This window comes from Methanosphaera sp. DEW79 (genome assembly GCF_003266085.1).
GTDB lineage: Archaea > Methanobacteriota > Methanobacteria > Methanobacteriales > Methanobacteriaceae > Methanosphaera > Methanosphaera stadtmanae.
The window spans coordinates 1-16043 of sequence record NZ_MUZW01000050.1; the positions used below are offsets into that span (position 1 = coordinate 1).

At 27.8% G+C, this 16043-nt stretch carries 13 protein-coding genes; 7 read left to right on the plus strand and 6 right to left on the minus strand.

Features of this window, described 5'->3' with window-relative positions:
- The first annotated feature begins 427 nt into the window (after window positions 1-427).
- From BZ132_RS04490 to BZ132_RS04500, 3 genes are all read left to right on the plus strand, one after another.
- Entirely contained in the window at window positions 428-2119 is a 1692-nt protein-coding gene (locus BZ132_RS04490; RefSeq protein WP_011406510.1) for a glutamate--tRNA ligase, read from the plus strand.
- Between the two features lie 13 nt (window positions 2120-2132).
- Window positions 2133-3368: an LL-diaminopimelate aminotransferase gene (locus BZ132_RS04495; RefSeq protein WP_011406511.1), complete on the plus strand. Its 1236-nt coding sequence runs from the start codon at window positions 2133-2135 to the stop codon at window positions 3366-3368.
- Window positions 3369-3522: 154 nt separating this feature from the next.
- Window positions 3523-3732, plus strand: a complete 210-nt coding sequence (locus BZ132_RS04500) for a histone family protein (RefSeq protein ID WP_048059736.1) — start codon at window positions 3523-3525, stop codon at window positions 3730-3732.
- Between the two features lie 124 nt (window positions 3733-3856).
- Here BZ132_RS04500 and BZ132_RS04505 read toward each other — a convergent pair whose 3' ends face one another.
- The 3 genes from BZ132_RS04505 to BZ132_RS04515 form a co-directional block, all read right to left on the minus strand.
- A complete protein-coding gene (locus BZ132_RS04505; RefSeq protein WP_011406512.1) occupies window positions 3857-5215 on the minus strand; it encodes an MFS transporter in 1359 nt (452 codons plus the stop codon).
- A gap of 96 nt (window positions 5216-5311) precedes the next feature.
- Window positions 5312-5575 (minus strand): hypothetical protein, encoded by a 264-nt coding sequence (locus BZ132_RS04510; RefSeq protein WP_048059738.1) that lies wholly within the window; start codon window positions 5573-5575, stop codon window positions 5312-5314.
- Window positions 5568-6092 carry a hypothetical protein gene (locus BZ132_RS04515; protein WP_112149577.1) on the minus strand — a complete coding sequence of 175 codons (525 nt, stop codon included), beginning with the start codon at window positions 6090-6092 and terminating at the stop codon, window positions 5568-5570. Before BZ132_RS04515 ends, BZ132_RS04510 begins: the two co-directional genes overlap by 8 nt.
- Before the next feature lie 109 nt (window positions 6093-6201).
- Between BZ132_RS04515 and BZ132_RS04520 the strand changes: the two genes are divergently transcribed.
- The 3 genes from BZ132_RS04520 (at window position 6202) to BZ132_RS04530 (ending at window position 7425) form a co-directional block, all read left to right on the plus strand.
- Window positions 6202-6462 carry a hypothetical protein gene (locus BZ132_RS04520; RefSeq protein ID WP_143740855.1) on the plus strand — a complete coding sequence of 87 codons (261 nt, stop codon included), beginning with the start codon at window positions 6202-6204 and terminating at the stop codon, window positions 6460-6462.
- Between the two features lie 393 nt (window positions 6463-6855).
- Complete coding sequence (locus BZ132_RS04525; RefSeq protein WP_011406514.1) at window positions 6856-7143, plus strand: hypothetical protein; 288 nt, start codon at window positions 6856-6858, stop codon at window positions 7141-7143.
- Window positions 7144-7152: 9 nt separating this feature from the next.
- A complete protein-coding gene (locus tag BZ132_RS04530) occupies window positions 7153-7425 on the plus strand; it encodes a hypothetical protein (protein WP_011406515.1) in 273 nt (90 codons plus the stop codon).
- A gap of 302 nt (window positions 7426-7727) precedes the next feature.
- On the opposite strand, the gene BZ132_RS04535 is transcribed toward BZ132_RS04530, so the two are convergent.
- The 3 genes from BZ132_RS04535 to BZ132_RS04545 all read right to left on the minus strand — a co-directional run bounded on the left by BZ132_RS04535 (window position 7728) and on the right by BZ132_RS04545 (window position 14076).
- Complete coding sequence (locus BZ132_RS04535; protein WP_286940580.1) at window positions 7728-7970, minus strand: hypothetical protein; 243 nt, start codon at window positions 7968-7970, stop codon at window positions 7728-7730.
- 195 nt (window positions 7971-8165) lie between these two features.
- Window positions 8166-13448 carry a DUF4011 domain-containing protein gene (locus tag BZ132_RS04540; protein ID WP_286940581.1) on the minus strand — a complete coding sequence of 1761 codons (5283 nt, stop codon included), beginning with the start codon at window positions 13446-13448 and terminating at the stop codon, window positions 8166-8168.
- Window positions 13449-13587: 139 nt separating this feature from the next.
- Window positions 13588-14076, minus strand: a complete 489-nt coding sequence (locus BZ132_RS04545) for a flavin reductase family protein (RefSeq protein ID WP_286940582.1) — start codon at window positions 14074-14076, stop codon at window positions 13588-13590.
- A gap of 102 nt (window positions 14077-14178) precedes the next feature.
- On the opposite strand from BZ132_RS04545, the gene BZ132_RS04550 reads away from it, so the two are divergent.
- Window positions 14179-16043, plus strand: a 1865-nt coding sequence (locus BZ132_RS04550; protein WP_286940583.1) for an FUSC family protein, incomplete at its 3' end; no start/stop codon positions are given.

The window sequence follows — 16043 nt, forward strand, 5'->3', positions numbered from 1 at the left end:
AAGTTTCTGACAATGACTAAAAAAATGAAAATAAAAGGATAAAATTAAAAATAAAAGAAGATATTCTAAAAAAATTAATTTTTCAATAATAAAAAAGAGAATTTACAGATAATCTCTTAAATTAATTACTTTTAATCAAATTTAACCAATACTGTTGTGATTTTTAATTTTAAAGCCTGAGTGATAATTTAAATAAAATTTAATTGAATAAAATTAAGTTTTAAAGTAAAAGTTAAAATATATAAGAAAAAAATAAAGACCAAATATACACAGAAAAAATATATTCCAATTAAAAAATCAATTCATAAGTAAATTTTTTTATAGAAATTTAGACATATATAATATACAATAAAAAGAAAAATTTTTCAAAAAAAATAACCACCCTCTTTTTTATAATAATTAAATTACACAAAAACGGAGAATATCAATGGATATAGAAGAAACTATTTATAAATATGCTTTAACTAATGCTATAGAACATGGAAATAAATGTCAAGTAGGATCAGTAATAGGAATGGTAATGTCTAAAAACCCAGAAATGAGAAAAGACCCCAAAACTGTATCACAACTTGCAGGAAAATTAGTTGCAAAAGTAAATAATTTAACACCAGAAGAACAACAAAAAGAAGTGGAATCACTTGGTGGACTAGAACAACATACAAAAAAAGAAGAAAAACCGAAAGGATTACCTGAATTAAAAAATACTGAAGATAAAAAAGTAACACTAAGATTTGCACCAAATCCATCAGGACCACTTCATATTGGACATGCAAGAGCAGCAATACTAAACAAACTATACCAGGAAAAATACAATGGAAAACTAATTCTTAGAATTGAAGATACAGATCCTAAAAGAGTAGAACCAGATGCATATGATGCAATACCACAAGATATTAAATGGTTAGGTATAGAACCAGATGAAATATACACCCAAAGTGACAGACTAGAAATATACTATGAATATGCACAAAAAGCAATAGAAATAGGTGCTGCATATATGTGTAAATGTGATGGTGGAGAATTTAAAAAACTTAAAGATAACTGTCAACCATGTCCATGTAGAAGTCATACCATAGAAGAAAACATGGAATTATGGAATAACTTTGAAAATATGGAAGAAGGAGAAGCAGTACTTCGTATAAAAACAGATATAAATCATAAAAATCCTGCAATACGTGACTGGGTTGCAATGAGAATAGTAAACCAAGAACATCCAAGATTAGGAAATAAATATAAAATCTATCCAATGATGAACTTCTCAGTAACAGTAGATGATCATCTTATGGGCATGACACATGTATTACGTGGAAAAGACCATCTTGCAAACAGTGAAAAACAAACATACCTATACAAACACTTTGGATGGGATGTACCAGAGTTTATTCACTATGGTAGATTAAAAATGGATGATGTAGAACTTAGTACATCTAAAGCAAGAGAAGGTATTGAAAATAAAACATACACTGGATGGGATGATCCAAGACTTGGAACTATACGTGCAATTGCAAGAAGAGGAATTAAAAAAGAAGTACTTTATGATTTAATAGAGGAGATTGGAACAAAACAAGCCGATGCAACAATAAGTTGGAAGAAAATCTATGGATTAAATCGTAACATCATAGAGGAAAACACAAACAGATACTTCTTCATACCAAATGCTGTTAAAGTAGATGTTGAAAATCTACCAAGTTCTAAAACAAACATGACAGTAGAACGTGAACTTCACTATAACAAACCAGAAAAAGGATTTAGAAACTTAACATTTAATGGTAGTGTATACATACCAGAAGATGACTATAAACATGCACAAGATAAAAACATACCATTAAGACTAATGGATTTAATAAATATTAAAATAGAGGAAGATAAAGTAATATATGATAGTGAAACTCTTGAAGATGCACAAGCACAACATGCACGTATTATACAATGGGCACCAGTTGAAACATCCATAAGTGCTACAGTTGTAATGCCAGATAATACTCATGTTACAGGATATATTGAATGTGATGCATCAAATCTAGAAGTTGATGATATGGTACAACTTGAAAGATTTGGATTTGCAAGAGTAGATAAAATAAATGATAATGAAATAACATTCTATTATACACATAACTAAAAAGGTGAAATATATGGCAGTGAAAGTAAATGAATACTATAGTTTAATACAAAACAACTACTTATTTGTAGAAATTGCAAGAAGAGTAGATGAATATCAAAAAGAAAATCCAGATGCAAATCTCATAAAAATGGGAATTGGAGATGTAACAAGACCACTTGCAAAATCAGTAGTTGAAGCATTTAAAAGGGCTGTTGATGAATTAGGTGATGCTGATACATTTAGAGGATATGGTCCAGAACAAGGATATGACTTCTTAATTGAAGATGTTATAGAAAATGATTATAAACCATTAGGAGTAGAACTTAAAAACTCTGAAGTATTTATAAGTGATGGAGCAAAATGTGATACTGGAAATTTCCAGGAACTCTTTTCTAAAGATAATATAATTGCAGTAACAGATCCTGTATATCCTGTATATGTTGATAGTAATGTAATGGCAGGACGTAGTGGTAAAATGGGTGAAGATGGATTCTATGAAAACATAGTATATCTTCCAGCAACTAGTGAAAATGACTTTGTACCATCACTTCCTAGTGAAAAAGTAGATATTATCTATCTATGTTATCCTAACAATCCTACAGGAACAACTCTTACAAAAGAACAATTAAAAGAATGGGTAGATTATGCACATGAAAACGATGCATTAATATTATTTGATGCTGCATATGAATCATTTATTAAAACTCCTGGAATTCCACATAGTATCTTTGAAATTGAAGGTGCAAAAGATGTTGCAGTTGAATTTAGAAGTTATTCAAAAGTAGCAGGATTTACTGGTACTCGTTGTGCTTACTGTGTTGTACCAGAAGAGGTTTATGTTAAAGATGCTAATGGTAATAAAGTACAATTAAATCCATTATGGAATAGAAGACAATCAACTAAATTTAATGGTGTATCATATCCTGTTCAAAGGGCTGCACAGGCAATTTACACACCTGAAGGTAAGAAAGAAATTCAAGAAAATCTTGATTATTATGTTAAAAATGCACAAGTTATTCGTGAAAGTCTTGAAAAAATGGGATTAAAAGTTTATGGAGGAGTAGATTCACCATATATTTGGTTTAAAACACCTAATGATATTGATTCCTGGAGTTTCTTTGATATTTTACTTAAAGAAGCTCATGTTGTAAGTACTCCTGGTGCTGGATTTGGTCCAAGTGGAGAAGGTTATCTTAGATTAACTGCATTTAATACTTATGAAAATACTGTTGAAGCTATGGATAGAATTTCAAAATTAGAATTCTAATTTTTCTACCATAACTTTTTTTATAAAAAAAAATATTTTACCTAAATTGAGGTGTTTTATGATAAATAAAGCCCTATTTTTAAGTAAAATTAAGTATTTTTGAGAAATACTTAAATAATACCTATGATATATCTATCTAAAGGAGATGTAAAATATGACAGAAATACCAAAAGCACCTGTAACTAGAATTGTTAAAAATGCTGGTGCAGAAAGAATAAGTAAAGATGCAGAAGAAAAAATCGTTGAAGCTGTAGAAGCTTATGCTGACAAATTAGCATCCGCAGTTATTGATTTAGCAAAACATGCTGACCGCAAAACTATACAAGCTGAAGACGTAGAATTAGCTTTAAAACATTTTAACTAATTCTCTTCCTTCTTTAACCTTTATGTTCTAATTTTTAAATTTAATATTTATTTTTTTTATTTCAAAAATAAGTTATTTCTATTTATCATACTAATTTTCTAAAAAAAAGTTAAAAATTGGAAATTTAGTTTTTATTTCCTGATTTTATACCCATGAGTGATAATAGTATTGCTATTATACATAGTATTGTTGATAGTATCATTGTTACTTGGCTACTTAGTATTAGTTGTGGATAATGTTGTGGTATTATTGGAACGTTACCCATTATATATGCAAATACTAGTGTTAAAAGTCCTAGACTAAATGATTGTCCTATTGTTCTTACTGTGGATAGAGATGCTGATGCTGTTGCTATGTCTTTTTTATCAACTGATCCTAGTATTACATTGTTGTTTGGTGTTGAAAATAGACTAAATCCAACTCCTTGTAGTATCATTGATATGAATATCATATATAATGGTGTTGTTTCATCTAAGAAACACAGTATAACCAGTGCTATTGATACTATTATCATTCCTATTGCTGCTAGTATTTGTGGATTGATTTTATCTGATAGTCTTCCTGCTATTGGTGCACCTATTGCCATGATTAGTGGTGTGACAATAAGTATTAGTCCTGTTGTTTCTGGACTAAATCCATTTAAGTATTGTAGATGATAATTTAAAATATATGTTACCACAAATGTTGCAAAATAACTAATTAAAGATGCAATATTAGAGGAGGTGTATTTTACATTCCTAAATAAGTGCATATCATATATAGGATATTGTTCTTTTAATTCATACTTTGCAAAAATTGCTAGTATAACAAGACCTATAACCACAGTTATAATACCAATCACATCATGTAGTATTGTAAAACCATACATTAAAATTAAAATTCCAACAACATAAAGTAGTGAACCTTTAACATCTATAGGATCTCCACCACCAATTATCCATTCCTTATCAATTCTTGTTAGGAGATAATATGATATTAATATTAGTGGAACTGTAATATAGAATATACTTCTCCAACCCACATACTCCACTAGAAAACCACTAACAGTTGGAGCAAGTGTAAGACCAAGATACACTCCTGTTACTGTAATACCAATAGCCTGACCTCTTTTTTGTGGAGGTACTTGTTCTGTTATTATTGCCATACTATTTACAAATAGAACTGCAGAAGCTATACCTTGAATTATTCGTGCTACTAACATAAATTCTATATTAAATGCTATACCAGACAATATAGAACCTACAACATAGCCTATAAGACCTATTCCCATAGTTTTGTTTAAACCATATTTTCCACATATTTTACCAAAGGGCACACTTGCAGCTGCTATAACTAGTAGATATATGTTTACTAACCAGTTTTGCATTATATTTGTAATATTAAAGTCAACTGCTATAGTTGGAAGTGCAACAGATACAGCATTTGATGTAAAAGCAACACCAAAAGAAGCTAGCATTGCAATTAATATTACATACTTATTCATAATTTTCTCATTTACCATGATATTATATTTCTTAATTATAAGTAATATATTCAAAGTATAAAAAAAATTTTGAAAAAAAAAGGGGAGTTTAAAGACTTAAAAATTATTAGATGCTAAATTATCTTCTATTACTTGTATTATGTTTCTTGCTACCTGTGGTGTCATAACAATTTGTAGATTACATTCTTGTATCATTTCAACATTACCAAATTCATCACTTGAAAGTTTATCTTCAATAAATGCAACACGTATCTGATCATTTGATCCTACACACACTGCTCCAGATACAGGATTTGTTTGTGTATCTTTGACTACTATTTTTGGTACTTGTCCATTGTTTAGGTTATCTAGGTTATCCATAATTTATCATCTTCCTATTTTTATCCTGTGGGTAAACACTATTTATTACAAAGTTATTTGGAAGTGTAGAAGTATTAATTTTCGTATTTTTAAGGTCTTCATATTCTTTTGTTTTAACGAGTATTTCCTCATTTTCCTCTAATTTTTCGAGTTCCCCATCAATATCAACTTCATATTCAAAGTTATTCATAAATCTTTCAAATTCCTCATCACTTAATACATCACCTAGTATGTCTTTTTTATGTTCCATGTCATGTTCCATTACTAGTTCTGCAAGTGTTATCTGTGTTTTAATTAATGTTTTCACAATCTTTGAATTAAGATTTACTTTGTAATTTGTACCATCCTTAACTAGTATTTCTAGTTCTTCAAGAGTTTTGATAAAGGAATTTAGAGTTACTCGTGATATTTGTGCTCCATATGCTATTTCCTTTTTTGTGTATGGTTTTTCTGGATTTGTTAACACATAACTTACTACTTTTACTTGAGGATATTTTCCAAATATTTTTTCATACATAATACTATTACACCACGTATATTTTTTAAACATTACTTATACATGAAAATAATTTCATGTACAGAAATTATACATATAATTATATATGTCTACTACTATATATAATCTTATGAAGTCTAATCCAGATTTAGAAAAGGACATCCTATCCACATTATTCAAACATGGATGTATTGGAAAGCATCATACACCAATAATAAACCTTTGTAGAAACCTAAATCAATATTCAACCAAGGAAATTAAAAAAGGAATAAAATCCCTCCGTAAAAAGAAGTACATTAACCTTTATAAAACATATCATGGATTAGATGTTAGACTTGTTCCATCTAGTCTTCAAGAGGTAAAGAAAATAATTGACTATAAGGAAAAATAAGAAGTACTCCAGATATTTTTAAAGAGAATAAAAAGAATATAATCAACCAATTGTTATAATAAAAAATTATTAATCCTCTAAAACACCCTATTAACATTTTATAAAGCTTATTTTAAATTTATAATTATTTATAATTACAAATTATAATCCATTTAGCCATAATATGATACTAGGATAAATAAAATTATTAACTAACCTTTTAAATAGAATCAATGCCTATATAATAAGTGAAGAGTATTAGATATTAATTAATATCTTAATTTATAAATAAGATAATTAAAATAATATATTTTAAAAAAATAGTGAATTAAAAACAATCAAATTTCCAAAAAAAAATAATAGAAAGAAGATTATATTCACAAAAAAATAATAGAAATATAAACAGGTGATAACATGGTTCTTGATGCTTATATACCATTTATAGGACTACTAATATTTGGTAACATAGAAAACTTAATTTTAGCATCACAAGGTGTAGTAAAAGGTGCTAATCCCTTAAAACTAGGAATAGCAAGTATAATATGTGTAATAATATGGTTAATTATAGGTACAATTGGTACTAACTTAGCTATGGCATACTCAAATGTAATAGAATTTGTTGGTGGACTTGCAATATTCGTACTAGGTCTTCAATCAATGATAGAATCAGCAAGATACAACGAAGATCCAGAATACAAATAAGGTGATTAAATGTCTTTTATAGATGAATACAAAGAATTTTGGGGATTATTAATATTTGGTAACATAGAAAACTTAGTTCTATCATCACAAGGAGCAGTAGCTGGAGTAGACCCAATAATACTAGGTGGTCTAAGTCTATTAGCAGTTATAATCTGGTTCCTTATAGGTACTTTTGGAACAAAAGTAGCTATTAAATATGCAAGAGTAATTGAATTTATTGGTGGACTTGCAATATTCATATTAGGTCTTCAATCAATGCTTGAAGCAATAAACATATTATAAGAATAACTATTTTTTTCTAATACGGTATGTTCATAACAAAGGGAAAATATATAAAGAAAAATTTTAACTAATTCTTTTTTTTAAGTTATGAACATAACCTGTTATCATTTTAAAAGAGTGTTTAAAAAAAGTGGTAGAAAATTACTTACTTAGAATGATTAATTATAAAACATGACCTTAAATCTCTGTATCTTTAAAAATCCATGATATTCATATGAATAATATCCAAGACATATCCAAACTTATCCATTGATAACACATATTGGATAATTATCAGCTATTTTTTCAAGTGGAGAAAATTCTCATTCTATAGTCTCCATACAATGTAGAAAACTTACTTGAATATATATTTTTTTACCAGATTTTTCACATAAAAAAAAATCAACTTCCTTTTTTCCTATAAGATCTTTACATTTAAATTTCATAGAAAAAAGAGCTTCTTGTAGAAATTCAGTAAAAATAGATATGGTTATGTAGTTTTTTTCATTTTTTTTTAAATAATTAGTTATACTTGTTTTTGAGAATGTTTGTCCAGTTGAATTCATTAAATACCTTACAAACCATTTAAATAAATCCAAATCAACATGATATGCATTGATACTTTTTTTCGTCTTTTACTTGTTTTATTTCATCAAAAAATGTATAATCTACTAGTTTTTTATATAAAAAGTTTATAATAATTCATATATCAAACTAGAATAACAAAGTTACACATATAAAAAGGATAAGTAACGAAGTATCTACATACTTACAACATCATCCTCAATTCTAAGACTAGAATTATCAGAAAAATGAAGGCCTTGTATTACTTCAAAAATACTATTTTTTGTCTTATTAGACAATGATTTAAAACCAAATAGTAATGATACTTCTTTTGCCAAATCATCCACGCCCATAGAATAATTTACTGATAAAACTTCCTTAATTGCAAGTTCTACCTCCTGAGCATATATATAATCTATATTTGGTTTTTCTCTAAATCTAACACATATCTCCACATTTGGATTTAAATAAAAACCATCCTTATGATAAATACCACTACGCATAAGTTTAGTAGAATCTGCTATTTTATCCACAGTTGCCTTAAATTTCTTTGTAGCCTTAACATTATAGACTTTTTTAAGACGATTATATAATTCTTCATCACAGATTGGAGATTCAACACTGATAATATCCTCAATAACCTCTAAAACACTATTTTTATCTAAACTATAGAAGTCATAACATACTATACTATTTTCATAGTAAACATAATCCTCATTTAATTTAACATCCTCACATTTAACATACTCCACATGTTCATCAACTGAATCCTCCACAGGTATTTCTACAGTGTTTATAGTAACTGTGTTTTTAGATGTTGAAGTATCACTTGGAGTATTTACTCCATCTCCACTAACCTCAGGTAAACTTTGAGTAGTATCTTCTATTTTAGTACTATCATATTGTGTTTTATCAGTAACTTCAAGTTTATCTGCTCTTGTCTCATTTTCTACATCAATTAGTGCCTTATCAATAGCTTCAAGTAAGGTATTTTTAGCATTTATTCTATTATAATACCAGTCTGTTGACCAGATTCTATGGAACTTCCATCCTAATCCTTCAAGCATATTTTGTCTGAGTCTATCACGATCCCTTGCAGATGCACTACTATGATATGATGCACCATCACATTCTATTCCAAGAACATAATTATTAGAATCTTTTGGATTAACTATTGCTAAATCAATTCTATAACCTGCACATCCCACCTGTTTTGAAACAATATAGCCCTCATCAGTAAGGAAGTTATATACAGATTCTTCAAATGGTGAGTCAAAATCTCCATCTGTTATGTAATTTGTTGAGAATTCCCCAGTTTCTGCATAGTAAAGATATTTACTAAGAGCCTGTACACCACGTGGTGATGTAGTTTTAATCTTAGCCTTCATATCACCTGATTTGAAGTTACAAAATACTACACATTTTTCCTTTGCACGTGTTGTAAGTACATTTAAACGACGTTCTCCTCCATCCCTATTTAATGGTCCAAAACTTAGGGAAAGTTTATGATTGTTATCATATCCATATCCTATACTTATTAGTATAACATCCCTTTCATCTCCCTGAATATTTTCAATATTTTTAATAAAGAATCCATCAGATCCTTCTTCATTGAAGTATTTTTGTAATTCAGGATGTTTTTTAAGTTCTGCTTCAAGCTCTTCACTGATTGCATCTCTTTGTTTTGTACTAAAAGTACCTATACCTAAACTTTTACTATTTCCATACTTTTTAAAATGATTTATTGCATAGTTAATTACATCTCTTGCTTCTATTCTATTTTGACTACTTCCACCCCTATCATAGACACTATCCTTGTTGTAAACAAATTTAAGACCCAATTCATCACTATTCTTTGCAGGAGATGGGAATATACATAGTTCATTGTTATAGAATTCCATATTTGACACTGCTATTAGTGATTGATGACGACTTCTATAGTGACACTTTAGCATACGTGATGGTAGTGATGATTTACATAGATGAAGAATACTTTCAACATCCTGTATATCAATATCATCATCACTTTCAATGTTTGTTTCAACATCAAAAAATGATGTTGGTGGAAGTTGTTTTGTATCACCCATTATAACGTAGTGTTTTCCCCTAAGAAGTGCTCCAAGTGCATCTTCTACCTTCACTTGACTTGCTTCATCGAATATTACATAGTCAAAGTAAGATTCATATTCATGTGTATCAAGGTATTGTGCAATGGATAGTGGACTCATTAAGAAGCATGGTTTTATATCAGTGATTATTGTTTTACATTCTGTTAATAATTGTCTTATTGGTTTGAAATTTCGTTTCTTGTTTATTTCACGTGCCAGGATTCCCAGTGATGATGATGGATTTATACTAGCATTCATGTTAGGTTTTTTACTGTCTAGTTTTTCACGTACCCTGTATTTATTTAGGTCTATGGTTTGTTTATCTAATTTCTTGAATTTTTCAATGTTATTTTCATATAATGTGTCATTAAATTCCTGTAATGTTTCATTTTCAGTGTATGCCTCTTCAAGTATGTTATTTACCATTGTATATGTAAAAAGTGATTGTATTGCTTCTGATTTTATTTTATCCTCTTTTACTAGTTCTATGAATTCATGGGTGTATTCATTGGAATATTCCTTAGCATATGTGTTAAATTGGTTCCAATCATTTATTGTTGAAATACTGGAGTTTAATTTTTGTATTTCTGTTTTTATGTTTTCAAAGTCTGTGTTAAAGAGTATGTTTTTTGATAGATTATCCTTAAATCCAAGTATGTTATCTAAAAATTGGTATTTCTCATTTAGTATATTGTAAGAATAGTCTATTGTTTGAATTATATCTTTTAGATTTGGTATATCTTCTGGATTTATATTCTTTAGTAAATTGAAGTCTTGTTTTGTTAAAAATTGTGTAAGTGTATCATATTCATCTTTAAATTCTATGATGTTTGTATTGGTACCATTCCATGTTGTGAAGTATGTATCTAGTAGTGAATTATTTTCTTCTATGAATTTTTCTAGTCTTTCTCTATTTAGTAGTAGATCTATGTGATATTCTAGTTCATCTGGTGATTTAAATGGACTTTGATTGAATATATCTGCTACTTGTGTGTTGATTTGTGTTAACTTATCATTGTTTCTTAGAAGTTGTTCTAATTGGTAGATTATTTCTTCATCTGTTAGATTGTTAAATGATGTGTATGGTAGTATCTTGTTTCTTATACTAATTAGTGTATCATTCCATGAGAATAATTTTTCAAAGTCCCTTATTATTACATCATCATCCACATTGACTTCATAGTATGATAATAATTCTTTTTTAGAGTTTTTATAATTCTTATTTAAGAATTTCATGAAGGAATCTTTTCCAGACTTGAATTTACGAAACTTATCTTCTATTGTATTATCATTTAATGCCTTTTTTATCTGTGATAATTCAATATTTTCCTTCATTTGTTTAAAGTCATCAAGAAGTCTTATAACATCACATTGTATGAATATGTCAGAGGATATTACAATATCTTTTTGGTTGTTGATAAGTGTTGAAAGTTCTTCTTTTATTTGACTAAGATTTATGTTGTATTCATTAATATTAAAGTTATATTTACCATGATAGTCTTCTAGTGCTATTGCTACTTCTTCTAGAATATCTTTATCTTCCAAGTAGTTTCTATTTGACAGTAGTATTGTGCCTGTCTGAATATATTCAGGAATGTGGGTCATTGAATTTATATTGTTAATTCCTACTTTTTGACTGAAATTATTTATATTCTCCACTAGAATATCGATTGTATTTGTTATTTTTTCTGTTTTTATCTTAATATTATCAATATCATTTGGTAGTAATGTTTCTATTGATGTTGACTTCCAGGGATTTGTATTTATTGGTGATATTAATGTGTAGAGTTGTGCTATTTTATCTATTTTATTAAGAAGGTCTCCCCAATCCTTTTTAGATAACTCTTTTAGTGGTGGAAGATTTATCTTATATATTTCCTGATTTTGTTTTTCAAGATTTTGATATTCCTCTTCATATATTCCTATTAATTGATAGATTGTCTTGTCACTATTTCCATACTTGGATTGTATAACTTCAATATAGTTATTTAATAATATTTTTATCTGTTGAAGTTTATCATAATCATCAAATGATTTCATTTTAACAGAATCACATGTTAATGTCTTACTAATATCTGCTAGTAATTGTTTATTTCTTGTTTTATTATCATATAATCCAAGACAGTATGTTCCAAGTCCTATATCTTCCATTCTTTTTTCTACAACTTCAAGTGCTGCCTTTTTTTCACTGACAAATAATATTTTCTGATTATTTGCTAGTAATTCTGCTATGAGATTTACAATTGTTTGTGATTTTCCAGTACCAGGAGGTCCTTCCACTACAAGACTATGTCCCTTTTTTGCATCTTCAATTACTGCTATTTGTGAAGAATCTGCATCTACTACATTGTATACATCTATTGGATTTAATTGTTTATCAATTGTGTTTGTGTCAAATGATTCAAAATTATCTGGTTCTTTAAGTCCAAAGATACGACCTATTTCACCACTACCCACATTATCTGACCAGTTAGTAAGATCTAGATCATTGTACATTACAAATTTCTTAAAATTAAATGTACTTAGATACTTATCCCTTACTACATTCCATGATGGTTTTGATTTAATTGCTTCTTTTACTTTATTTAGATATGTGTATATGTCATGTTTTGATTCTACTTTCATGTCTGATGGAAGATTAATTCCCTGATCTAGAAGTTTATGTTTTAGTGATAGGTTAAGGGATATTTCCTCACCTGTTGCTTTTATTGAAAATGGTGAATCTATGGATTGTCTTTCTATTTCAACAGGAATAAGTATGAGTGGAGCTTTATGTGTTGCTTCTTCATAATCTGTTTGTTTCCACTCGAGAAATCCTAGTGCTAAGTATAATGTGTTATATCCAGATTCCTGTATACTAGATTTATAGTATTGCATGAGTGAAAACAATCTTTTTTGTAATTCATTTTCTGTTAGATTTGTTTGAAGATAGAGGTCCCTGTATTTTTCTGGAATATTATCTAGATTTGTTGGCATCTGCCAGATATTAATATCTTCTGTACCACTTTGTAAATCATGTGTCTTTTCTGTTTTATGTGTATTTCTTGTATCTATTGATTTATTATGAGAGTCTTTTTTATCTAAATCAACATATTCTCCACTATCAACATATTCTTCATTAAATCTATTACTTTTATCTTCCAATGTATATGTGTTTCTATTTGTGTCTTTTTTTGGTTTTGGAAGAAATTCCATACTATTTTCATCAAAAATCAGTATATTATATAATTCTCCTATATCCTCATCTATAATTGGTATGGTACGTTTTACTTCCTTGAAATTTAGTAGATTATTTCTTAATCCCATATCTAGAAGATTTTTACGTGAGGTATCAAAGATTTTATTAAATTCATTTGTTTTTGTCTCTTGCATATTATCACTAGAATTTCATTTTTTAAAAAATTTTCTTTTTTATATATCAGATAAGATGTGAAATATGGTTATTATTAATTATAATATGTTTTTTGTCATCTTTTTATTTACTAAAACATTCTATAAAGTTATTTATATTTTAACTATGTAATATATTTATTTTATCCCAATTAATTGATTTATTATTATTTAAATATTTTTCATCACAATGAACCTTTAATACTTCACCAAAAAACACATCATGTGTTCCGGGCTTTAGACATTCTACAACCCTACATTCAAAATTCACAGGACACATATCAATAAGTGGAGCATTAATTAGTGTTGCATCTGTTGTGGAAATATTTTCTAATTTATTAGTATCTCTACCAGATGTACTTCCCAAGTATTCTACTTCACTTTTAAGTTCTTCTGTTGCAATATTTACAACAAATTCTCCACTTTCTTTTATTATATGATGGGAATACCTAGTATGTAATATTGCTATCATTATTATTCTGGGATTAAAACTTACATTTGCTATAAATCCAATTGATAAAGCATTATCACGTCCATCTTTATCCCTACAGGAGACTATTACATGTGGCTCTGGATTTATAAAACTATTTGTTGTTGCATCTTTTTTCATAATAGTTATGTATGTTTTTATTAGAAATAAAATTATTTATCAATATGTGTCTATCAGTTATATGTAATGAGGAAATCTTAAAACTTAATAAGTAACATATATATGACTATAGAAAAAATAGTTGTTAGTTGTGTTAATATGAATATAAAACATAAAAATTTAATTGAAAAACTAGACTTACTTGTTTGTGATGATTTTCATCCAAATTATGTTAGTATTCTTATTATAACAACTATACTACTTATAACAACAACCTTTTTTCATTTAATAGATATACATAATGTGGATACTTTAATACTAATAACAGGTATTTTCATTGGAATTGTATTATCACTACCACTACCACTTACATATATTCGAAAAATAATGCTATTATTTCTTATAATGCTACCTATTGCAACAATTACAGCACTACTTAGTTGTATAAGTCCCATGATACAATTTATTTGTATATTATTATGGATATTATTCTTTGTAAGTTGTAATCTACTTGGAAATTCATTGAAAACCTTGAGTTTTGTGGGAGTATTGTATTATTTATACACATTCCACATAGCATTTAGTAACATAGACTTTAATATTACTCTATCAAGTATGTTATGGTATGGACTTGTTACAATACTTATTGTTATAATAGAATTTATGCCATATATACTCTACTGTTTATATAAACATGACCCTGTGGGACGTAAAATATTAACAAGTCTATTTAAAAATGAAGATAAGTTCTATAAAAAACTAGAAATACTCTATAAAACACATGATACATACACAAGTAATATGATATATGTAGCACTCCTTTTAAAATCAAATAAAAAGGTATGTGACTACCTATATAATCAATATAAAATAAGACAACTTGAAACATTAGATAAAATAACACAGACATTAACAAGTAACATTATAGAAATAATCAACACCCCTCATAGACATGTTCTAGATACAGAAGAACTTGAAGACTTATATGCAACTACAACTGATATGAGAATAAAAAATCTAATAGACAGATACATAAAAGCATATGATGTATTTAATAATATACAAGAGGGTAAATACATACATCTAGATGTGGAAAAATCAATGAAAACCACATATAGACGTGATTATCTAACACTAGAAAATAATGATATTAGATATGGAATACAGTTTATGATAACATTCATATTATCACGTATAATTGACGTGTTTTTTGTAACATTTCATTCAACAACAATAACAACATCAGCACTATTTACAACAAAAAATACTCTAAGCTACACTGTAGATAAGATACTTATGAAGATATTTGGAAATATAATAGGACTAGTATTTGCAATTGTTGTATCAACTATCATAATACACTACAATCAACTATACCTACTTAACATACTATGTGTAATGTGTGTTCTACTATTATTTGGTTTTATACCAAATCATTCAGATAAGTCAGGATTTCTAGTAATGGCAATACTAGTATTTATATCAAAAAATCAATTTGTAGGCCTAAATAGAATTACATACGTGGTAATAGGATGTATGATATCACTTATTATTGGATATTATATCTTCCCAATACATGAGAAAATAAACATGACACAGACAGTTACTAAGAAAATAGGACACATCAATAACTTATTAGAAAATATACTAAAAACAGAATCTATTGAAGGAGAACTTCATGAAATATTTATAATTAATTCAAAGATAAAAACACACCTTGAAAGACTAGAAAATACATATCATCTAGAGAGTGAAGTAGAAGATATAAGAGAAATACATGCCATGACAAACAATCTACTTGAAGTTATAATTAATTTAAAACTAGAAATAAAAAATACACAAAGTAATAATCTAATAAAACAGGTAAATGAAAACTTCAAAACTTGCATAAATTCAATAGATTCTAATAAAACAATAAATATTAATGAAATTACAGTACCAATGTCTAATAAAACACCACTTAGAGAGTATAATCTGTGGATTATGGA